The sequence below is a fragment of the Kitasatospora sp. NPDC059973 genome (genome assembly GCF_042737525.1).
Lineage (GTDB): Bacteria > Actinomycetota > Actinomycetes > Streptomycetales > Streptomycetaceae > Kitasatospora.
This window is the reverse complement of sequence record NZ_JBHWUI010000041.1, coordinates 1-20,358: the sequence shown is the minus strand read 5'-3', so window position 1 is coordinate 20,358 and position 20,358 is coordinate 1. Positions and strand designations below refer to the sequence as shown.

At 72.7% G+C, this 20,358-nt stretch carries 22 protein-coding genes; 8 read left to right on the top strand and 14 right to left on the bottom strand.

Going from position 1 to position 20,358, the window contains the following annotated elements; all coding sequences use genetic code 11:
• Positions 1-19: 19 nt before the first annotated feature.
• Both ACFWA9_RS14075 and ACFWA9_RS14070 read right to left on the bottom strand, forming a co-directional pair.
• Positions 20-1,213: a methyltransferase domain-containing protein gene (locus ACFWA9_RS14075; protein ID WP_380386796.1), complete on the bottom strand. Its 1,194-nt coding sequence runs from the start codon at positions 1,211-1,213 to the stop codon at positions 20-22.
• On the bottom strand, positions 1,210-1,362 hold the full coding sequence (locus ACFWA9_RS14070; RefSeq protein ID WP_380386793.1) for a hypothetical protein: 153 nt from the start codon (positions 1,360-1,362) through the stop codon (positions 1,210-1,212). Before ACFWA9_RS14070 ends, ACFWA9_RS14075 begins: the two co-directional genes overlap by 4 nt.
• Before the next feature lie 340 nt (positions 1,363-1,702).
• Here ACFWA9_RS14070 and ACFWA9_RS14065 point away from each other — a divergent pair, with 340 nt between their 5' ends.
• Genes ACFWA9_RS14065 through ACFWA9_RS14055 form a run of 3 tightly spaced genes read left to right on the top strand, consistent with a single transcriptional unit; the run spans position 1,703 to position 3,320 of the window.
• On the top strand, positions 1,703-1,969 hold the full coding sequence (locus ACFWA9_RS14065; protein WP_352291235.1) for a hypothetical protein: 267 nt from the start codon (positions 1,703-1,705) through the stop codon (positions 1,967-1,969).
• A complete protein-coding gene (locus ACFWA9_RS14060) occupies positions 1,950-2,468 on the top strand; it encodes a DUF6879 family protein (protein WP_380386790.1) in 519 nt (172 codons plus the stop codon). Before ACFWA9_RS14065 ends, ACFWA9_RS14060 begins: the two co-directional genes overlap by 20 nt.
• A gap of 3 nt (positions 2,469-2,471) precedes the next feature.
• The gene (locus ACFWA9_RS14055) at positions 2,472-3,320 is read left to right on the top strand and encodes a helix-turn-helix domain-containing protein (protein ID WP_380386788.1); all 849 of its coding nucleotides are present in this window, start codon (positions 2,472-2,474) and stop codon (positions 3,318-3,320) included.
• Between the two features lie 106 nt (positions 3,321-3,426).
• Here the strand turns inward: ACFWA9_RS14055 and ACFWA9_RS14050 are convergent, their stop codons facing one another.
• Complete coding sequence (locus ACFWA9_RS14050; RefSeq protein WP_380386786.1) at positions 3,427-3,870, bottom strand: hypothetical protein; 444 nt, start codon at positions 3,868-3,870, stop codon at positions 3,427-3,429.
• A gap of 142 nt (positions 3,871-4,012) precedes the next feature.
• On the opposite strand from ACFWA9_RS14050, the gene ACFWA9_RS14045 reads away from it, so the two are divergent.
• The 3 genes from ACFWA9_RS14045 to ACFWA9_RS14035 all read left to right on the top strand — a co-directional run bounded on the left by ACFWA9_RS14045 (position 4,013) and on the right by ACFWA9_RS14035 (position 6,730).
• Positions 4,013-4,657, top strand: a complete 645-nt coding sequence (locus ACFWA9_RS14045; RefSeq protein WP_380386783.1) for a PhzF family phenazine biosynthesis protein — start codon at positions 4,013-4,015, stop codon at positions 4,655-4,657.
• A 194-nt stretch (positions 4,658-4,851) separates the two neighbouring features.
• On the top strand, positions 4,852-6,288 hold the full coding sequence (locus ACFWA9_RS14040) for a hypothetical protein (RefSeq protein ID WP_380386780.1): 1,437 nt from the start codon (positions 4,852-4,854) through the stop codon (positions 6,286-6,288).
• An 85-nt stretch (positions 6,289-6,373) separates the two neighbouring features.
• Positions 6,374-6,730, top strand: coding sequence for a hypothetical protein (locus ACFWA9_RS14035; RefSeq protein WP_380386777.1), 357 nt, complete (start codon positions 6,374-6,376; stop codon positions 6,728-6,730).
• On the opposite strand, the gene ACFWA9_RS14030 is transcribed toward ACFWA9_RS14035, so the two are convergent.
• The 4 genes from ACFWA9_RS14030 to ACFWA9_RS14015 all read right to left on the bottom strand — a co-directional run bounded on the left by ACFWA9_RS14030 (position 6,697) and on the right by ACFWA9_RS14015 (position 10,240).
• On the bottom strand, positions 6,697-7,269 hold the full coding sequence (locus ACFWA9_RS14030; protein ID WP_352295390.1) for a VanZ family protein: 573 nt from the start codon (positions 7,267-7,269) through the stop codon (positions 6,697-6,699). The genes ACFWA9_RS14035 and ACFWA9_RS14030 overlap by 34 nt on opposite strands.
• 188 nt (positions 7,270-7,457) lie before the next feature.
• Positions 7,458-7,775 carry a hypothetical protein gene (locus ACFWA9_RS14025; protein WP_380386774.1) on the bottom strand — a complete coding sequence of 106 codons (318 nt, stop codon included), beginning with the start codon at positions 7,773-7,775 and terminating at the stop codon, positions 7,458-7,460.
• A gap of 125 nt (positions 7,776-7,900) precedes the next feature.
• Entirely contained in the window at positions 7,901-9,496 is a 1,596-nt protein-coding gene (locus tag ACFWA9_RS14020; protein ID WP_329487984.1) for a HAMP domain-containing sensor histidine kinase, read from the bottom strand.
• A 66-nt stretch (positions 9,497-9,562) separates the two neighbouring features.
• Complete coding sequence (locus ACFWA9_RS14015; protein ID WP_329487983.1) at positions 9,563-10,240, bottom strand: response regulator transcription factor; 678 nt, start codon at positions 10,238-10,240, stop codon at positions 9,563-9,565.
• A 558-nt stretch (positions 10,241-10,798) separates the two neighbouring features.
• Between ACFWA9_RS14015 and ACFWA9_RS14010 the strand changes: the two genes are divergently transcribed.
• Positions 10,799-11,503: a SigE family RNA polymerase sigma factor gene (locus ACFWA9_RS14010; RefSeq protein WP_380386853.1), complete on the top strand. Its 705-nt coding sequence runs from the start codon at positions 10,799-10,801 to the stop codon at positions 11,501-11,503.
• Positions 11,504-11,751: 248 nt separating this feature from the next.
• Here ACFWA9_RS14010 and ACFWA9_RS14005 read toward each other — a convergent pair whose 3' ends face one another.
• From ACFWA9_RS14005 to deoC, 5 genes are all read right to left on the bottom strand, one after another.
• Entirely contained in the window at positions 11,752-12,387 is a 636-nt protein-coding gene (locus ACFWA9_RS14005; protein ID WP_359803612.1) for an ATP-binding protein, read from the bottom strand.
• A 47-nt stretch (positions 12,388-12,434) separates the two neighbouring features.
• Positions 12,435-12,854 (bottom strand): hypothetical protein, encoded by a 420-nt coding sequence (locus tag ACFWA9_RS14000; RefSeq protein WP_380386769.1) that lies wholly within the window; start codon positions 12,852-12,854, stop codon positions 12,435-12,437.
• Between the two features lie 267 nt (positions 12,855-13,121).
• Positions 13,122-14,024 (bottom strand): aldehyde dehydrogenase family protein, encoded by a 903-nt coding sequence (locus ACFWA9_RS13995; RefSeq protein ID WP_329487980.1) that lies wholly within the window; start codon positions 14,022-14,024, stop codon positions 13,122-13,124.
• Positions 14,017-15,498: an aldehyde dehydrogenase family protein gene (locus ACFWA9_RS13990; protein ID WP_380386765.1), complete on the bottom strand. Its 1,482-nt coding sequence runs from the start codon at positions 15,496-15,498 to the stop codon at positions 14,017-14,019. Before ACFWA9_RS13990 ends, ACFWA9_RS13995 begins: the two co-directional genes overlap by 8 nt.
• Positions 15,499-15,503: 5 nt before the next feature.
• Positions 15,504-16,490, bottom strand: coding sequence for a deoxyribose-phosphate aldolase (gene deoC, locus ACFWA9_RS13985; protein WP_329487978.1), 987 nt, complete (start codon positions 16,488-16,490; stop codon positions 15,504-15,506).
• 246 nt (positions 16,491-16,736) lie between these two features.
• On the opposite strand from deoC, the gene ACFWA9_RS13980 reads away from it, so the two are divergent.
• Positions 16,737-17,414, top strand: a complete 678-nt coding sequence (locus ACFWA9_RS13980) for a PH domain-containing protein (RefSeq protein WP_329487977.1) — start codon at positions 16,737-16,739, stop codon at positions 17,412-17,414.
• A gap of 79 nt (positions 17,415-17,493) precedes the next feature.
• On the opposite strand, the gene ACFWA9_RS13975 is transcribed toward ACFWA9_RS13980, so the two are convergent.
• Together ACFWA9_RS13975 and ACFWA9_RS13970 are read right to left on the bottom strand one after the other, a co-directional pair.
• A complete protein-coding gene (locus tag ACFWA9_RS13975) occupies positions 17,494-19,203 on the bottom strand; it encodes a phospho-sugar mutase (protein WP_380386761.1) in 1,710 nt (569 codons plus the stop codon).
• A gap of 154 nt (positions 19,204-19,357) precedes the next feature.
• Complete coding sequence (locus ACFWA9_RS13970; RefSeq protein ID WP_352295402.1) at positions 19,358-20,179, bottom strand: purine-nucleoside phosphorylase; 822 nt, start codon at positions 20,177-20,179, stop codon at positions 19,358-19,360.
• Between the last annotated feature and the right edge of the window lie 179 nt (positions 20,180-20,358).

Below are 20,358 nucleotides of genomic sequence, written 5' to 3'. Positions count from 1 at the left end.
CCCGCCCCCACAAAATCGCTCAACCGCGCAGTAGCCAACTGTTCGCTGGGGCGTCCAGCCAGACCCGGTGGCCTTCTCCACTTACCGTGAGCCCGAATCGCTCCGGTCCTGGCCGTCCGTGGTCACCCCACCATCGGTATGCCGCCTCGGCCTCCTCCCAGAGGCGCCGCGAACCGTACTGCCATACCGTGTACCGCTCGGCGTTCTCATTGCCGTCCCAGTCGACGGCGGCCCACGACGTGCAGTCCGTCGTGGCGAGCCACAGTCGCCGCCGCACTCCCTCCACCTCGGGATCGTCGTGCCAGACGTACCAGACGTCACCGAGCCGGTGGCCGACGGCGAAGTCCGATTCCCAGTCACCCCCAGCCACGAGCCGGGGGTCGAGCCCGGTCGAGGACTCCTTCGGCTCGTGTTCGTCCCGCACCACGTCACGGTAGATCCGGTGCTGCTGCCGCTGGTCGCGCAACGTCATGAAGGCGCTGTACGGACTGAACCGGCCCTCTGCCGTGCCGCCCCCTCTGACCGTGAGCCTCAACAGGCCCCAGCAGATCCAGGGGTTGTCCCACGGTGTGAGGATCACCCCGCCGGGCCTGGTCTGCTGGACCCATGCGTCCGGTACACGAGTGACGGAGCAGGTGGCAGCCACGCGGTCGTACGGTGCCTCTCGCCGCCAACCTTCCTGCCCGTCTCCGCAGATCACCGTCGGCTTCGCCGAGTTCGCCGCCAGCACTGCCCGGGCCTTCTCCGTGAGTGCCGAATCCACCTCGATGGTGACCACATTGGCATCGCCCAGTCGGTGTGCGAGGTAGGCCGAGGTGAGGCCGGTGCCGGTGCCGATCTCCAGGACTCTCATGCCGGCCGAGAGATCGAGCGCTTCGAGCATGCGGAAGACCACAGACGGCGCAGAGGCGGAGGACGACGGCCACGGACGGTCGCCCTCCGCCGGAGACGCGCCGTCATTGATCTGTGTCACCACTGCCTCGTCGGTGTAGGCCGCGGTGAACCAAGCTGCGGGATCTGTCCGGCGATCACAAGCTCGATAGCGGCCCCGACCGTCCCGGAGCCAGATCAGATCGGGAAGGAAGCGGTGTCGCGGAAGGGCGAGTGCCGCCGCCCGCCATTCGGCGGCGACCTCGTGACCGAGCTCGTCACGTACGGAGAGGAGCAGGCCGCGAATGGCGGCCTGCTCCTCTTCCTGCTGGTTCTGGGTCACTTGTGCTTCGGCTCCGGCTTCGCCTTGTCGGTGTCAGGATTCGGCGCAGCCTTGCCCGGGTCCTTCTTGCCGGCGTGCCTGCCCTGCCCGCCGTCGTTGGGGCCGCTGCCTCCGCCGGAGCTGCCGCCCTTGCCGGTTCCCCATGCCATGGTCCTTCTCCTCTGCTGCTGAGGGTGGTTGAGGTGAATCAGACCGCGCGACCCCGGCCGTCCGGCGGCATCGGACCGGGCGGACGCTCTGGGGGCTTCGGGCGATCTCCGGGGGCGGTCATGAAGACCCCTCTCGCATGGTGGCGATGGCTCGATACGTCGAGCCATCGCCACCGTAGGTAGCGATCTCCTTTGTCTCCAACAGAGTTGCGGCGAATTGCACTGATGCGCCCCCGCGCCGGGCCTCACTCCGGTGCGCCGGGTCGTGGCCTTGACCCAGGATCGACGGGCGGTGAACCCTTGCGGCAGAAGCGACTCACTCGACACAGAGGGGACAGGAATGCCGCTCAAGTTCCTCGGGATCTACCCCAACACCCCGGACGACGGATCTCCGACCATCTGGCTCGATGAGACCAGCGGTGACCTGGTCATTCAATCGTGGAAAGCAGACGAGGAGACCATCAGGCGCTGCCAGGAGATCGGGTCGATCCCTGGGCACTCAACGGACGTTCCCGATCACGAGACGGTGATCAGGCTCCCCGCCAACATGCTTCAGTTCATCCCCCGAGTCGATGGCGAGGTCAACGGTGGCCACTGCGGTTCGTGAGGCGCTCGCCAAGGCCCGGCGGTCGGCCGTGCACCTTGAGATGCGTGACAGCTACATGCGTGACGACCCGGCGTTCATCTCCTGGCAGGGAGGGCACCGGGAAGATCCGGAGGATCGTGAATCCTGGTGGCGGCCATGGCTCGATGTCGTGGCCGAGACGACCGGACGAGGCGTTTCGATGCGGCGGGCCCGCGTCGTGTCGGAGCCTGTCAGTGACTACATCCAGTACGAGTACGACGGCACGTTCACGAATGTCGCAGCAGGTGAGCAGGTGCGCTGGCTGCCCCGATCGACAGCGCGTGATCTGTTGTTGCCCGCTCTGGACTGCTGGGTAATGGACAGCGAGACGCTGATCCTCCATCACTTCAGTGGTGATGGGCAGTGGGCCGGCTCGGGCATGGAGGTCTGCACGGATCCGGCTCTGGTAGAGCTGTACGCCAGGGCATTCGAATCCGTCTGGCTGCGCGCCGTCCCCCACTCGGAGTACCGGCCGACCTGATCCATGACTCTGTCAGCATCGTCGAGCGTTCAGCGGGCGCGCCGGGATCTCGCCGATCGGCTCGGCGAGATCCGGCGGGAGGCGGGGATCACCGGGCGGGAACTCGCGCAGCTCTGTGGCTGGCATCCGTCCAAGACGTCCCGAATCGAGAATGCACGGACGGTGCCTTCACCGGCAGATCTTCTGGCGTGGTGTCGGGTTTCCGGGGCCGATGACCAGGCCTCGGATCTCATTGCCTCGTTGCGCGCTGTCGAGGGCATGTTCGTCGAATGGCGCCGCATCGAGCGTGACGGTTTGAAGCGTGTACAGGAGTCTGTCCTGCCGCGCTACGAACGCACGCGCCGCTTCCGGGCGTATTCGTCGTGGCTGGTGACCGGATTGCTCCAGACCCGGGCTTACACCGAAGCGGTGCTGCGGGCCGTGCAGCGGCGCCGGGTCGTGGTGGACGATGTGGACGCCGCCGTGGAAGTCCGGATGGAGCGGCAGCGGATCCTCCGCGAAGGTGACCGGCGCTTCGCCGTTCTCCTGGAGGAGTCCGTCCTACGGTCGGGCCCCGGCAGCCGGGATGTTCAGCGCGAGCAACTGGCGCACCTGCTGACCGTGGGCGCGCTGCCCCATGTCAGTCTCGGCATCGTCCCCATGGGGCCGGGCCGTTCCCGGATGCCGGTCGAGGGCTTCTGGATCTACGACACCGTCCAGGTCAACGTGGAACTGGTCTCCGGCTACCTCACCATCACCCAGCCCAGCGAGATCGCCCTCTACGCCCAGGCCTTCGGCGAGTTGGCCGATCAGGCGCTCCACGGTGAGCAGGCCCGGGCCCTGATCGGTGCGGCGATGGAGGCGCTGGCGTGACGGGCAGGGAATCTGCGCCAGCAGATTCCCCGCCCGTGAATGCTGCTCTCGCTCGCCGCCGTCCGCCGGGCGGGTGCCCGGCGGACGGTGTGGGGGTGTGGGCCGGTCAGCCGGCCGGGGGAGCCTGCGGGGCCGGCGGCTGGGCGACCGGGGCCGCCTGCGGGGCCGGGGCGGGCTGGGCGTAGGGGTTCTGCGCCGCGTTCGGGTTGTACTGGGCGTTCGGGTCGTACGGGGCCGGGTAGGCCGCCGGCTGCGGGGCCGCCGGGGCGTTGCTGCGGGCGACCAGGGCCTTCACGGCGTTGGCGATCAGCAGCACGGGGAGGATGAACGCCTGGAAGAACATCCGGTACTCACCGCCCTCGAAGACGAACGCGAGGTAGTACGCGTAGCCGGCGAACGCGATGCCGGCGATCACGTTGATGACCCGCCAGCCGCCGCTCAGGCCGCCGCCGATGTTGACGGCGCCGAGCACGACCATGGCGATGCCGCTGACGGCCAGCAGCACGACGTACCAGGAGAAAAGCGGGTCAACGGTGAAGTCGAGATTCACGGAGTCAATTCCTGGGGGAGGTGAGAGAAGGAAATCCTTGGGGACGAGTGGGCACAGTACTGGACCCCGCGGACAATCGCCGCCACGTTTTCGTCACGAACTCGTATACCGGCGGCGCCCCCACCCTTGGTTGGGTGGGTGAATGACTGACTATGAGGTCCTTCGGGTCTTTTGCGGTTCCGACGGCGGCCACGGGAACCCGCTCGGCGTGGTCCGCGACGGCGCCGCCGTTCCCGGTGCGGCCGACCGGCTGGCCGTCGCCCGGCAGCTCGGTTTCAGCGAGACCGTCTTCGTCGACGACGCCGAGCGCGGTGTGATCGACATCTACACGCCGAGCCTTCGCCTGCCCTTCGCCGGGCACCCCTGCGTCGGTGCGGCCTGGCTGCTGGGCGTGGACCGGCTGGTGACCGCCGCCGGCGCCGTCGGGGTGCGCCGCGACGGCGAGTTCACCCGGATCGAGGGCCGCGCCGCCTGGGCGCCGGGCCGCACGCTGAGGCGGTACGGGTCCGCCGCCGAGGTGGACGCGCTGGACGTCCCGCCGCCGGGTGAGTGGATCTACGCCTGGGCCTGGCAGGACGAGCGGGCGGGTACGGTACGGGCGCGCGCCTTCCCCGGCCGGGGTGACGGGATCGACGAGGACGAGGCCACCGGCGCTGCCGCGATCCTGCTCACGGCCGAGCTCGGGCGCGACCTGATCATCACTCAAGGCGTCGGCTCCCAGCTTGTCACCGGCGTCCGGCCCGGCGGCCTGATCGAGGTCGGCGGCCGGGTGCGGCGAGCGGCGTGACAGCCGTCACCCGGCGTTCGTCCCGGCGACCGATACTCCTTCACGAATGGTCCACACGTTCGGATATGATGCGGCCGTTGCTGGAGGTTTGGGGGCGAAGCAGCGGGACGGACATGGCCTGCGACGAGGTTCCCTCTCAGTCCAGGCGACCCATCGTCTGCCGGGCTCGGCCCGCTCTCCTCCGTGAGGTCCCCTTGCGCACTCAGCACCGCAGTCTCCTCGCTCTGGCGGCCACAGCCACCCTGGTCTCCGGCACCGCCGTCGCCGCCGCCCCGGCGGCGCTCGCCGCCCCCTCGATCACCCGGCACACCCTGGGCACCCTGGGCGCCCAGGCCCAGAACGGGCCCGTGTCGATCACGCTGAGCGGCCTGCCCGGCACCTTCACCGCCGGTGCGGCGCCGGTCGAGTTCACCGCGACCCTGAAGAACTCCGCCGACCACGCGGTCGATGCCACGACCGGCTTCACCCTGGCCGACGTCAACTCCGGCATCAAGGAGACCCAGCTCAAGCTGGAGTTCCAGTCGCCCGGCGGCACGCAGTGGAAGAACGCCCTGCTCAGCCCCGGCCAGACGGTCGGCGCGGTGTGGGAGCTGGACACCTTCGCCACCAGGATCAGCGTGCCGGCCGGCGCTTCGGTCACCTACCGGCTGCGTCTCGCCGTCACCGCCGGCGCCGTCGGCGGCACGGCCACGGCCGGGTTCCGGGCCGTGGTGTCGGACCCGACGCTGCCCCCGGAGCAGCGGATCTCCACCCCCGCCAGCGAGTTCGGACGTTTCACCATCGCCCCGGTGGGCGGCCCCAGCACCCCGCCGGTGACCGCTCCCGGCCCGGCCGAGCCGAACGTCGAGGGCGTCCCCGCCTCCTTCACCACGGGCGGCGAGGCGAAGGCCTTCAAGCTGGTCCTCGCCAACCACAGCGGCAAGGACATCCGCGTCCTCCCCGAGGTCACCCTCCAGGCCGGGAGCACGCTGCCCGCCGACGCGGTCCGGTTCGAGTTCCAGACCCCGGAGGGCGAGTGGCTGGCCGCCAGGCCCCTCCCGGAGCCGGCGACGAGCAGGCTGATCCTGGGGCTCCCGTCGGGCAGCAAGGACGCCGATCTCGTGAAGCTGCACGACGGCGAGTCCCGCACGATCAACGTCCGGCTGGCCTTCGCCAAGGACGCCCCGGTCGGTGCCGCGTCCGTGCTGCTCACCGGGCACAGCATGCCGGAGGTCAGCGGGCTCGGCGTCACGACGTCCAGCCGGGCGGTCCCGTTCGGCATCGCGGCGCCGGGCGGCGCCGGTACGCCGTCCGCCACGGCGTCTGCGACGCCCTCCGCCACCGCGACCGCCACCGGGACGGCGAGCGCTCCGGCGAGCCCCGCTCCGGTGCCGACCGCGCCGTCGGCGGCCGCGGTGGTCGTCGCGCAGGTCACCGCCTCGGCGCCGAACGGTCCGTCGACCACGGCCGCTCCGGTGCCGGTGCCCGTCCCCGTGCCGGACCAGGCCGCCGGGCTGGCGTCGACGGGCGGCGGTTCCTCCTCCGCGCCGATGGCGATCACCGGCGGCATGGCGATCGCGATGGGGCTGGGTGCCCTGGTGGTGCTGCGCCGCCGGCAGCGCACGCAGCGCACGCAGCGCCCCGGCCGCTGACCGCCCGCTGGGCACGTCCGGCCGGGCGGAGCGAGCCGGAGCGGGCAGGCCGGTCGGAGCGGGTGGGCCGGGGAGGGCCGGGCGGATGGAGGAACCGGAGTTCGTCGCCGAGCTGACCGGCGCGGGGGAGCGGCGGATCGAGCTGCTCCGCGCCCTCCGCGCCGTGACCGGGCTGAGCCTCTGGCACGGCAGGCTGCTGCTGGACGACCTGCCCGCCCCCGTGCGGGGCGGAAACCTGCGGGACCTCGGCGTCGCGGTGTCCCGCCTGCGGGCGGCGGGCGGGCGGGTCACGGTGCGCTGCCGGGCGTGCGGGCGGGTCGCCCCCGACGACGGGCGGCTGCTCGACCCGGGCCCGTGCGCGGTGGCGGCTCCCGGCTGCTTCTCCTGCCCGGCGAGCAGCGAGCCGCCTCAGCGGCCGTGGGAGGAGACGGGCTCCGCGTAGACGGGAGCGTGGGTCGGAGCGTGGACCGGCGTGCGAGTCGGCGTGTGGGCCGGCGCGGGGGCCCGGACGGGCGCCGGGCGGTCGGTGCCCGCGCGGCGGGGCCGGAGCAGCAGGGACCGGCAGCCGGGCACCAGGCCCAGGTGGACGATCGCCACGCCGACGACGGCGAACAGTATGTGGTCCACGTTCAGGATGTGGCCCGGGGCCCAGGAGGAGAGGAACTCCAGGGCGGTGGCCAGCAGGGCGGAGGCGCCGGTGGTGCGGAGGAAGGACGGGAGCCAGGGGGCCCGCAGGCGGCCGCCCGCGAGCGGGAGCAGGACGCCGAGCGGGGCCAGCAGCAGCAGTTCGCCGAGGACCTGCCAGGCGGTGGAGGAGCGGAGCGAGGCCAGCGGCGTCAGGTTGGCGTCGTAGACCCAGGCCACCGGCAACGGTCTCAGCACCAGCCAGCCCGCCAGGGCCAGGTGGAGGGTGAGGCCGACGAGGCCGACCAGCCGTAGGGGACGGTGGACGGCCGTCGCCGGCCCGGTCTCGGTCCGCACGCCGGAACGCTCGTCGCGTGCCCTGGTGCCATCTCGCTGCACGCGGGGAAGGACGTGAGCCGGTGGCGCGGCGGTTCCACGCCCGGCGTGAACATTCCGCCGCACGCCCGGAGCGGACCGAAACGACCCGAAGCGGTCCCGTTGGGATCCGATCCGGTCGAGATGCGGCCCGGATCCCACAGGGTTGATCAGCGGCAGGTGGCCGACGCCGTCGGCGTCGGCGTCGCCACCGCGGTGAACACGTTGTCCGCCGGCGGGGTGGACGGCCCCGGGGTCACCCGGGTGACCGACGGGGACGGGCTCCCGAAGAACTTCGCCGAGGAGTGCGCGGCGGGCGGAGTCGGGCCGACCGGTGACGGTGCGGCCGGCGCCGTCGGTATCTGCGGCGCGGTCGGGCAGGCCGTCCGGCTGGCGGGCGCGCCGGCGTCCACCGGCACGGCGGTCGGGCGGATGCCGCACCCGGCGGCGAGGGCGGCCAGCGCCACCAGGGCGGCGGCGCCGAACACCCGGCCCGGGCGGGAACCACGGCCTGGGCGGGAGCCACGGTCCGGGCGGGAACCGCGGCCCGGGCCGGAACCGCGGACGGCGCGGGCCCGGTCGGCCGGACCCGCGGGAACGGACGGGCGGGAGGTCACAGCGCACTCTCCTCGGAGTCGTCGGCCGACGGCGGAGGCTGGGTCCGCGGCAGCGTCAGCGTGAACACCGCCCCCACCTCCCCGTTCGCGGCCGTGATCGTCCCCCCGTGGATCTGCGCGTTGGCCATCGCGATCGACAGGCCCAGACCGCTGCCCTCCGAACGCGCCCGCCCCTTGTCCGCCTTGTAGAACCGGTCGAAGACGTGCGGCAGCACGTCCTCGGGGATGCCGGGGCCGCTGTCCGAGACCTCGACGATCACCGTTCCGACCGCCGGGCCGACCACCGGGCCGTCATCCTCCCGGCCGTCCGTCGGGCCGTCGGCCGGGCCGTCCGCCGGAGCCTGCGCGGGGCCCTCCTCCCGGACCGTCACCCGCACCGGCGAGCCGCCGTGCTTGAGCGCGTTGCCGATCAGGTTGGCGAAGACGACGTCCAGCCGGCGCGGGTCGACCACGGCCCGGACACCGCGCGGCGCGTCCAGCTCCACCGCGTCGTACCAGGCCCGGCCGTCGATGCAGGACATGATCAGGTCGGCGATGTCCACCTCGTCGGCGACCAGCTTGGCCGTACCGGCGTCGAAGCGGGTCACCTCCATCAGGTTCTCCACCAGGTCGGAGAGCCGGCGCGTCTCGTTGACCACCAGCCGCACGGCCGGCTCGATCATCGGGTCCAGCGACTCGGCCTCGTCCTCCAGGATGTCCGTCACGGCGGTCATCGCGGTCAGCGGCGTCCGCAGTTCGTGGGACATGTCGGCGACGAACCGCCGGCTCTGCGCCTCCCGCGCGCTCAGCTCCTCGACCTGCTCGTGCAGCGACTCCGCGGTGCGGTTGAACGTCCTCGCCAGATCGGCGAGTTCGTCCGAGCCCTCGACTTCGAGCCGGGTGTCCAGATGGCCCTCGCCGAGCCGCCGGGCGGCCTCGCCGAGCCGCTTGACCGGGCGCAGCACCGTCGCCGACGCGGCCTGGGCGAGCAGCGCCGAGCCGATCAGCGCCAGCAGCGTGGCGATCGCCAGCGACCAGCCGAGCGTGCTCAGGTCGGCCCGCTCGTTCTCCAGCGACTTGAACATGTAGGCCGTCGGCCCGGTCGGCACCACCTTGGTGCCGCCGATCACGAACGGCCGCCCCTCCAGGTTCTGCCGCTGCCAGTACAGGTGGAACGCGTACGGGTTGTTCTCGGTGAGCTCGCGCGGCTTCGCGACGGTGTCCCGCAGCTTGGCCGGGACGTCGGCGAGCGTGTAGGTCAGCGGGGCCGAGGAGGCGAGGCAGTCCGGGCGGGCGGGGTCGGAGACCACCACCTCGTAGCTGAGCCCGGAGCTGGCGACGCTGGCGGCGAGCTGGTTCAGCTCGGCGCAGGTGGCGTTCAGCGGCAGCTCGGAGACGTTGCGGGTGAGCGAGACCCGGAAGTCGTTGAGCGCGGTGTTCTGGGCGCGCTTGAGCACCGCGTCCCGGTTGAGCCAGTACGCGATGCCGGAGGCCGAGACGGCGGCGAGCAGCGCGACCGCGGCGAACACCGCGATCAGCCGCACCCGCAGGGAACGCAGCCGTCGCCACGGGCCCGAGGAGAAGCGGCTGGTCGTCGTCTGAAGGTCAGTCACGGGAGCCTGTCGTTGCGGAAGATCAGGAGAGGCGGGATATCAGCAGCGGGGCGCTGCCGGGCGCGGTCACGCCGGCGGGTCCAGACGGTAGCCGACCCCGCGCACCGTGCGGATCAGGGTGGGCGCCGAGGGCACGTCCTCGACCTTCGCCCGCAGCCGCTGGACGCACGCGTCCACCAGTCGGGAGTCGCCGAGGTAGTCGTGTTCCCAGACCAGGCGCAGCAGTTGCTGGCGGGAGAGGGCCTGCCCGGGTCGGCGGCTGAGCTCCAGCAGCAGCCGCAGCTCGGTCGGCGTGAGCTGGAGGTCCTCGCCGTCCTTGGTGACGGTCATCGCCGCGCGGTCGATCACCACGGTCCCGTACGCGGAGGAGTCCGAGCTCTCCCGCTCACCGCGTCGCAGCACGGCCCGGATCCGGGCGTCCAGGACGCGCGGCTGCACCGGCTTGACGACGTAGTCGTCCGCGCCGGACTCCAGGCCGACCACGACATCGATGTCGTCGGACCGGGCGGTGAGCAGGATGATCGGCAACTGGTCGGTGCGGCGGATCCGGCGGCAGACCTCGAAGCCGTCGATTCCGGGCAGCATGACGTCCAGCACGATGAGGTCCGGCCGCTGCTCCTTGAAGAGCCTCAGACCGTCCTCGCCGGAGGCGGCGGTGGCCACTTTGTGGCCCTGGCGGGTGAGAGCGAGTTCGAGGCCGGTACGGATGGCGTCGTCGTCCTCGATCAGTAGGAGGAAAGGCACGGCCTCATTCTGGCTCACCCGGAGCGCCGAATCACCCCCCGGCACCGGTCACCGACCGGGTGGGAACCGGAACCCGAGCCACCGGCGTCCGTCACGGCGGGAGGCGATGCGGGACGAAAGCCCCGCCCCTGTGACAGCCCTGTGACAGTCGACGGACAGCGTCATCACAACCGGCGGGCAAGATTTTCCATGTCGCCGCAGGACAGCGGGCCAACTGGCCGGCTGAACGGCGGCAACAGGAACCGCTCGTACCGACCAAGGGGGCGCACGATGAACGCCAGGCTGCAGACCCGGACCAACCCGGCTGACCGCACCGCGCGTTCGTCATCGGCCACCCACCGGACCCGGTACGAGGTCAGGACCGACGAGACCTCCGGTGCCGTGACCGTGCGGGGGTGCGCGCACAGCGCCGGTGGAAACACTGTCGCCCGCCGGGTGAGCGGCGGCGGCAGGCAGGGGGAGCTGTACGGGATCGGCCACCGGGGGAACGTGGCCGACTCCGCCAACACCCTGACGCTGCGGGGGATCCTCCCCGTCCGCGTCGAGGGCAAGGACACCCTGGGGGGGAACGGGGGAACCCGGGGGATCGGGGGGAGCGGGCTGCGGAAGGTCGACTCGGGGGAGTCGGCCGGCCGCGGGGCCGCGGGTGCGACGCTGCTGCGGCTGAACCCCGCGGCGACCCGCACCGCCGAGGCGGGACAGGGAGACGCGCAGGGGGAGCACCCGGCCGTCGCGGAGGACTACACCACGGAGTTCACCGCGTACGTGCGCGAGCGCCGCGCCTCCCTGTACGCCACGGCGTACCACCTGACCGGTGACCGCTTCGAGGCCGAGGACCTGCTGCAGAGCGCGCTCTTCAGCACCTACCGGGCCTGGGGCCGGATCACCGACAAGGCCGCGGTGGGGGGCTACCTCCGCCGCACCATGACCAACCTGCACATCTCCGCCTGGCGGCGCCGCAAGGTCAACGAGTACCCGACCGAGGAGCTGCCGGAGACGGTCGGCGACACCGACGCGATGGGCGGCACCGAGCTGCGCGCCGTGCTCTGGCAGGCGCTGGCCAAGCTGCCGGAGAACCAGCGCACCATGCTGGTGCTGCGCTACTACGAGGGCAAGACCGACCCGGAGATCGCCGACGTGCTCGGGATCAGCGTCGGCACGGTCAAGAGCAGCATCTGGCGCGCGCTGCGCCGGCTGCGCGACGACGAGCACCTGAACAAGTCGGGCGACACCGCCCGGGCGTTCGGCGAGCTGGTCGCCTGAGAACGGCCCCGCGAGGGGCGAGGGACTCCCGTCGGGGGACGGGTGAGGACGGTCAGGGAAACTGGCAGCGCCGGCTCGGGGGAGCGGCGTAACCGGGGGAGCCCGATGACCGTCCGGGAAAGCGGCGGGCCCGGTGCGGGGGAGACGCACCGGGCCCGCCGTTCTTCGTGCGTGAGTGCGGGCGACCGGGCGGGCGGGCGTGCGGGCGCGTGCGGAGGGCGTGCGTGCGTGGCGGCCCCCGGTGGAGCTCAGACCGCGGAGAGCTGCCGTCCGGCCGCCGCGCGGATCCGCCGGTCCGCCTCCGGGCCGGTGCAGGGGTGGGCGCCCAGTTCGACCTGCCGGCCGACGATCGAGCGCTCGGCCCGCATCAGCCGCCAGCCGCGGCGCACCAGGACGGGCAGCGACTTGCGGCTCTCCCGGACGTCCCGGCGCAGCCGCCGCCAGGCGGTGGTGAGCGCGCCGTTGCGCAGGCACAGGGCGTCGCCCAGCAGGCCCTCGGCGGCGCAGGCGCCGGCGATCTCGGCGGCGAAGATGCCCTCGGCGATGAACGCGGGCGCCCCGGCGAGGTCCAGCACCTGGGTGGAGACGCGGCCGTTGGCCGGGATCGAGTACACCGGGACTTCGGCGCGGCCGCTCTCGTGGAGGCCGCGGATCGCCGCCAGGGCCTCGTCACGGTGCCAGGCGAGCGGGGAGTCCCAGTCGACCGCGCCGTCGTCGAGCAGCGGCAGGGTGGGGTCGTCCCCGTCCTTGTAGAAGTCGTCGAGCTGGAGCACCGGCAGGCCGCTCCGCTCCGCCAGTGAGGACTTCCCCGATCCGGAGGGCCCGGACAGCAGGACCACTCGGGCACGGGCTATCGGCGCGGCATTCAGCGGGGAGTCACTCACGGGACACCAGTCTGACGCATCGGGGCCGGATGCCGAAACCCGTCGGGTCACACCTTGTGCGGCGACTCCGGTGCGGCGAGGGCGAGGTGCAGCAGCGGCAGGTACCGGCTGTCGACCTGGAGGAAGACCGGCTGCCCGGCGCCGGGTGCCAGGTAGGCGGTGGCGGCCCAGTCCTGGTCGTGCCAGGTGTCCGGCTCGGGGGCCCGGAAGGCCCCGCCGGCGGCCAGTACGACCGGGCCGGCGCCGTCGAGTTCGCGCGAGCCGAACTCGGCGCTCGCGGAGCCCGGTGTGACGCGGATCCCCCCGCTGACGTAGCGCGGCGGCCAGCCGGGACCGTCGGAGCGGGCCGAGCAGGGGATCCGGACCGGCTTGCCGGCGGCCAGCCGGCGCCGGGCGCGGGCCACGAACAGCCTGCGGACGAACCCGTCCGCGAACAGTGCCATCAGCTCGCCGGCGATCTCTCCCACGCGGTGCCCCCTCGGTGTGCGGTGTCGCCCCAGTCTGCGCGGGGGCGGGGGCCGGCCGGGAGCGCCGAAAGGATGGCGGGCCGGCGACGAAAGTCGACGGATCCGCAGCGGAGGCCGGGCGGAAAGTCGACGGACCCGCGCCAGGGGGGGAGAGGCGCGGGTCCGTCCAATGACCGTCCGGGCCCTGGGGGGGTGAGGGCACTGGGGACGGCCAGCTTGTGGAGTTGTTACTCGGTGGGCCCATCGGGCCCGGGGGTGACGAGGAGGTCAGATCCCCATCGGGTGCCAGACCGTCTTCGTCTCCAGGAACGAGAGTAGCCGGTCGGTACCGGGAGCATTGGTCCAGTCCTGGGCGAACGGGTCCAGCTCCGGACGGACCACCCTCTTCAGGGTATCCGCGGCGGCGGCTTCCAGCGCGCCCGCCGCGCCGGGACCGTCGGCGGCGATGGCGCCGGTGAGGTCCACCGCGTTGACGTCCTGGTGCGAGGCCAGGGTGGGCGCGATGTCGGCGGTCCGGCCCGAGATGATGTTGACCACGCCGCCGGGGACGTCCGAGGTGGCCAGCACCTCGCCCAGCGACAGGGCCGGCAGCGGGGCGTCCGCGGCCGCCGCGACCACCACGGTGTTGCCGGTGGCGATGGCGGGCGCGATCACCGAGACCAGGCCGAGCAGCGAGTGCCCGTAACCGGCCTGCGGGGCGACGATCCCGACCACACCGGTCGGCTCCGGGGTGGAGAGGTTGAAGAACGGCCCGGCGACCGGGTTGGCGCCGCCCGCGATCTGGGCGACCTTGTCGGTCCAGCCCGCGTACCAGACCCAGCGGTCGATGGCGGCGTCCACCAGGGCGGCGGCCTTCTTCGGGCCGACGCCCTCGGAGAGCGCCACCTCGGCGGCGAACTGCTCGCGCCGGCCCTGCAGCATCTCGGCGACGCGGTACAGCACCTGGCCGCGGTTGTACGCGGTGGTGCCGGCCCAGCCCTTGACGGCCGCGCGGGCCGCCAGCACGGCGTCCCGGGCGTCCTTGCGGGTGCCGAGCGGGGCGTTGGCCAGCCACTCGCCCTTCGAGTCCGTCACCTCGTACACCCGCCCGCTCTCGGAGCGCGGGAACTTCCCGCCGACGTACAGCTTGTAGGTCTTGAGGACATCAAGACGGCTCACGACATCAGACATCGAGGTAGGCCTCCAGACCGTGGCGGCCACCTTCGCGGCCGTAACCCGACTCCTTGTAGCCGCCGAACGGCGAGGTCGGGTCGAACTTGTTGAAGGTGTTGGCCCAGACCACGCCGGCCTTGAGCCGGTTGGCGGTCCAGAGGATGCGCGAGCCCTTCTCCGTCCAGATGCCGGCGGAGAGGCCGTACGGGGTGTTGTTGGCCTTGTCGACCGCCTCGGCCGGGGTGCGGAAGGTCAGTACCGACAGGACCGGCCCGAAGATCTCCTCCTGGGCGATCCGGTGGGCCTGGCTGACGCCGGTGAAGACGGTCGGCCGGAACCAGAAGCCGGTGCCGGGCAGCTCGCAGGCGGGCGACCAGCGCTCGGCGCCCTCGGCCTCGCCGGCGTCGGTCAGCGCGGTGATCCGGGCCAGCTGGGCGGCCGAGTTGATGGCGCCGATGTCGGTGTTCTTGTCCAGCGGGTCGCCGACCCGCAGGGTGCCCATCCGGCGCTTCAGGGCGTCCAGCAGCTCGTCGTGGATCGACTCCTGGACCAGCAGGCGCGAACCCGCGCAGCAGACGTGGCCCTGGTTGAAGAAGATGCCGTTGACGATGCCCTCGACCGCCTGGTCGATCGGCGCGTCGTCGAAGACGATGTTCGCGGCCTTGCCGCCGAGCTCCAGCGAGAGCTTCTTGCGGGTGCCCGCGATCTGCTTGGCGATCGCCCGGCCGACCGGGGTGGAGCCGGTGAAGGCGACCTTGTTGACGTCCGGGTGCGAGGTGAGCGCGGCGCCGGTGCGGCCGTCACCGGTGACGATGTTGACGACACCCTTCGGCAGGCCCGCCTGGCGGCAGATCTCGGCGAAGCGCAGCGCGGTCAGCGGGGTGGTCTCGGCCGGCTTCAGCACCACGGTGTTGCCGGTGGCCAGCGCCGGGGCGATCTTCCACGCCAGCATCAGCAGCGGGAAGTTCCACGGGATGACCTGGCCGGCCACGCCCAGCGGGCGCGGGTTCGCGCCGTAGCCGGCGAAGTCGAGCTTGTCGGCCCAGCCCGCGTAGTAGAAGAAGTGCGCGGCGACCAGCGGCAGGTCGACGTCGCGGGTCTCGCGGATCGGCTTGCCGTTGTCGATCGACTCCAGCACGGCCAGCTCGCGGCTGCGCTCCTGGATGATCCGGGCGATCCGGAACAGGTACTTGGCGCGCTCGCTGCCGGGCAGCGCCGACCAGTCGGCGAAGGCCCTGCGGGCGGCGGCGACCGCGCGGTCGACGTCCTCCTCGGTGCCCTGGGCGAACTCGGCGAGCACCTGCTCGGTGGCCGGGTTGACCGTCTTCAGGGCCTCGCTGCCGGCGGAGTCGACGAACTCGCCGCCGATGAAGTGGCCGTACGAGGTGGCGATGTCACCCGCGGCGGCGGGGGACTCGGGTGCCGGGGCGTAGCTGAAGAGGCCGCCGGTCGGCTGGGCCGCGGGCTCCTCGATGTTCTTCTTCTTGGCCATGGTGATCAGTCCACCGTCACGTAGTCGGGGCCGGAGTACCGTCCGGTGGTCAGCTTCTGACGCTGCATCAGCAGGTCGTTGAGCAGGCTGGAGGCGCCGAAGCGGAACCAGTGCGGGGTCAGCCAGTCGTCGCCGAGGGTCTCGTTGACCATCACCAGGTACTTCATGGCGTCCTTGGTGGTCTTGATGCCACCGGCGGGCTTCACGCCGACCTGGACGCCGGTCTGCGCCTTGAAGTCGCGGACGGCCTCCAGCATCAGCAGGGTGACCGGCGGGGTCGCGTTGACGGCGACCTTGCCGGTGGAGGTCTTGATGAAGTCGGCGCCAGCCAGCATCGCCAGCCAGGAGACGCGGCGCACGTTGTCGTACGTCTGCAGCTCGCCGGTCTCGAAGATCACCTTGAGGTGGGCGGCGGTGCCGTCGGGGCGCTTGCACGCCTCCTTGACGGCGACGATCTCGTTGAAGACGTCCAGGTAGCGGCCGGAGAGGAAGGCGCCCCTGTCGATCACCATGTCGATCTCGTCGGCGCCGGCCGCGACCGCGTCGGCGGTGTCGGCGAGCTTGACCGGGAGCGCGGCGCGCCCGGCGGGGAAGGCGGTGGCGACGGAGGCGACCTGGATGTCGGTACCGCGCAGGGCGTCCTTCGCGGTGGCGACCATGTCCGGATAGACACAGATGGCGGCGACGCGCGGGGTGGCCGGGTCGGACGGATCCGGGGTCCGGCCCTTGGCGCACAGCGCGCGCACCTTGCCGGCGGTGTCCGCGCCTTCGAGGGTGGTCAGGTCGATCATCGAGATGGCCAGGTCGATGGCGTACGCCTTCGCCGAGGTCTTGATCGAGCGGGTACCGAGAGTGGCGGCGCGCGCCTCCAGGCCGACCTGGTCGACGCCGGGCAGGCCGTGCAGGAAGCGGCGGAGCGAGGCCTCGGACGCCGCAACGTCCTCAAGACCGCTGCCCGCAGCGCCGGGGGCATTGGCTGCAAGAGTGGACATAGTCACCACACCAGCATATCTACGCGCGTAGCCAACCGCTAGGGGGCCCGCTTTTCGATGCCGGACCGAGATCTCGGCCCGGTGGGCCCGGCCCGGGAGCCGCTCGCCGCCGGAGAGCGCCGGGGAGCGGCGGGGGAGCGCCGGGAAGCGGCGGGGCCCGGCCGCCGGGCCGGGGGCGACGGCCGGGGCCACCACGGTGATCGCCACCCCTGTAGATCACGGGGTGCATGGGGCAGAATCGTCGCCATGACCGAATCCGACGGCAAGCCCCACCAGGGCTCGGCCGGCTCCGACGGGGAGCCCGTGTACGCCGACCGCGTGTACCGCTCCATTCCCGGTGTGATCTCCGGTGTGCTCCTGCTGGCCGTGGCCGGGTGGCTGATCGGGGACGCGGTGCTGAACGGGACGGGCAGGACCCCGTACGTCGCGCTGGCCGCGGTACCGGTGTTCGCCTTCCCGGTGATCGCCTACACGCTGCGGCCGGCCGTGCGGGTGAACGACCGCCGGCTGGTCGTGCGCAACCCGCTGCGGACGATCACCGCGCCGTGGGCGGCCGTGGACGCCCTGCGCGCGGGGTACTCGGTGGAACTGCTGGCCGGGGGCCACAAGTACCAGGTGTGGGCCGTGCCGGTGTCGCTGCGCCAGCGCAAGCGGGCCAACCGGATCCAGCAGCGCGGCGGCGGGCAGCAGCACGCCTCCCGGCTGGGCACGGCCTTCGGGCGGCCGGCGCCGTCGGTGGTCGAGGGCGCGCCGGACCCGAACCGGGCCTGGTCCGACCAGGTGGTCGCGATCCTCCAGGAGACCGCCGAGCGGAACGCGGGCCGCCCCGACGCGGCAGGCCCGCTGGTCGTGCGGTGGTGCTGGTGGATCATCGCGCCGACCCTGCTCGGTCTGGTCGCGCTGATCGCCGCGATCGTCGCCTGAGCACGCCGAGGAGCACGCCGAGGAGCACGACGAAGGGGCCCGCCGGGAACGGCGGGCCCCTTCGTCGTGCGCGGGTGGATCAGGCGTCGATGCCGGCGGCCGCGGCCAGGTCGCGCTTGATCGCGCCCAGCAGCTCGGCGGCGCGCACCCGGGCGGGGGCCAGGTCGGCGGCCGAGCCGACCGGGAGGACGACCTCCAGGTAGCACTTCAGCTTGGGCTCGGTGCCGGACGGCCGGACCACGATCCGGGCCGAGCGGACGCCCTCGCCGGCCAGGTAGTAGCGCAGGCCGTCGGTGGGCGGCAGGTCGGCGGAGCCGGCGGTCAGGTCGTCGGCCCGGGTGACCGTCAGGCCGGCCAGCACGGTCGGCGGCCGCTCGCGCAGGCGCTGCATCGCCTCCGCGATCAGCGCGAGGTCCTCCACCCGGACGGAGAGCTGGTCGGTGGCGTGCAGGCCGTGCTCCAGCGCCAGGTCGTCCAGCAGGTCGGCCAGGGTGCGGCCGGACCGCTTGAGGGTCGCGGCCAGCTCGGCGACCAGCAGGGCGGCGGTGATGCCGTCCTTGTCGCGCACGCCCTGCGGGTCGACGCAGTAGCCCAGCGCCTCCTCGAAGCCGTAGCGCAGGCCGTCGGCGCGGGCGATCCACTTGAAGCCGGTCAGCGTCTCGGCGTAGCCCAGCCCGGCCGCCTCGGCGATCCGGCCGAGCAGGGTGGAGGAGACGATGGTGGTGGCGAAGGTGCCGGTGGCCCGCTTGGCGACCAGCGCGGCGCCCAGCAGCGCGCCCACGTCGTCGCCGCGCAGCATCCGCCAGCCGGTGCCGTCGGCGGTGCCGTTGGCCGGGACGGCCACCGCGCAGCGGTCGGCGTCCGGGTCGTTGGCGATGACGATGTCCGGGCCGACCGCGGCGGCGGTGCGGAAGGCGAGGTCCATCGCCCCCGGCTCCTCCGGGTTGGGGAAGGCCACGGTCGGGAAGTCCGGGTCGGGCTCGGCCTGTTCGGCGACCACGGTGGGCGCGGGGAAGCCGGCCCGGTCGAAGGCGGCGACCAGGGTGTCCCGGCCGACGCCGTGCATCGGGGTGTAGACGACGGCCAGGTCGCGCGGGCTGTGCGGGTCCACGATGGAGACGGCGCGGGCCAGGTAGGCGTCCACGACGTCCTCGCCGACGACGTCCCAGCCGTCCTCGGCGAGCGGGACCTCGGCGAGCGAGCCGATCGCGTCGATCTCGGCGGCGATCCCGGCGTCGGCCGGCGGGACGATCTGCGAGCCGTCGCCCAGGTAGACCTTGTAGCCGTTGTCCTGCGGCGGGTTGTGGCTGGCGGTCACGGTGACCCCGGCGGCCGCGCCGAGGTGGCGGACCGCGAAGGCGAGCACCGGGGTGGGCAGCGCGCGCGGCAGCAGGGCGGCCCGCAGGCCGGCGCCGACCACCACGGCGGCGGTGTCCCGGGCGAAGTCGAAGGACTTGTGCCGGGCGTCGTAGCCGATGACGACGAGGTCGCCCAGGTTCTCCTTCTTCACGTACGCCACCAGGCCGGCGGCGGCCCGGATCACCACGGCGCGGTTCATCCGCATCGGGCCCGCGCCCAGCTCGCCGCGCAGGCCGGCGGTGCCGAACTGGAGGCGGTCGGAGAACCGCTCGGCCAGTCGCGACCAGGCGAGCTTGCTGTCCGACTCGGCGTCCGGGCCCTCGGCCGCGGCCAGCAGCGCGGCCAGCTCCTCGCGGGTCTGCGGGTCGGGGTCCTCGGCCAGCCAGGTCCGGGCCCGGGCGAGGAGATCGGTGGTGGGTGCCTGCGTCATGGCTGCGACTCCATGGGGAAGTGCGTCGGTTCGGTCGGCCGGAGGGTTCCGCGAGAGTGGGGCGCGCATGCGGACGGGGCCCGCGGGCGGGTGTGATCAGCGGATCACACCCGCCCGCGAACCCCGTCGCTCACGATTGTGCGTCAGAGCCGGATCAGATCCGCTCAAGGACCTTCGCGAGCAGCGCGCCCATGCGCTCGGCGGAGGCCTTGCCGGCCTCCAGCACCTCGGCGTGGTTGAGCGGCTCACCGGTGATGCCGGCCGCCAGGTTGGTGACCAGCGAGATGCCGAGCACCTCGGCGCCGGCCTCGCGGGCGGCGATGGCCTCCAGCGTGGTGGACATGCCGACCAGCTCGCCACCGATCACCCGGGCCATGTGGACCTCGGCCGGGGTCTCGTAGTGCGGGCCGCGGAACTGCACGTAGACGGCCTCGTCGAGGGTGGAGTCCACCTCGCGGCAGAGCTCGCGCAGCCGCTTGGAGTAGAGGTCCGTCAGGTCGACGAAGTTGGCGCCGACGATCGGGGAGTCCGCGGTCAGGTTGATGTGGTCGCTGATCAGGACCGGCTGGCCGGGGACCCAGCCGTCGCGCAGACCGCCGCAGCCGTTGGTCAGCACGATGATGCCGCAGCCGGCGGCGGCGGCGGTGCGCACGCCGTGGACCACAGTGGCCACGCCGTGGCCCTCGTAGTAGTGGTTGCGGCCCAGGAAGATCAGGGCGCGCTTGTCGCCGATCTTCACGGAGCGGATCGTGCCGGCGTGGCCGGCCACGGCGGGGGCGGGGAAGCCCGGGAGGTCGGTGACCGGGAACTCCGCCACGGTCTCGCCGAGGGCGTCGGCGGCCGGCACCCAGCCGGAGCCCATCACCAAGGCGACGTCGTGGCGCTCGGCGCCGGTCAGCTCGCGCAGGCGCTCGGCGGCGGCCTGGGCGGCGGCGTAGGGGTCGGCGGAGACGACCGACTGAGGAGATGCGTTCACAGGTCCGAGGATAGACGGGAATCGGCTACGCGCGTAGAAGATCCCGGTACGACGTGCCGGATCGTTACCCGGATGGCGTGAAAGTACAGCTCGCAGGCCTGCTTCCGGCGGCCCTGGTGGGAGCAAGCTACAACCGTCCGGCGCCGCGCGGCCGCCGCCGGGCCGGGCGGGCGCCGAGC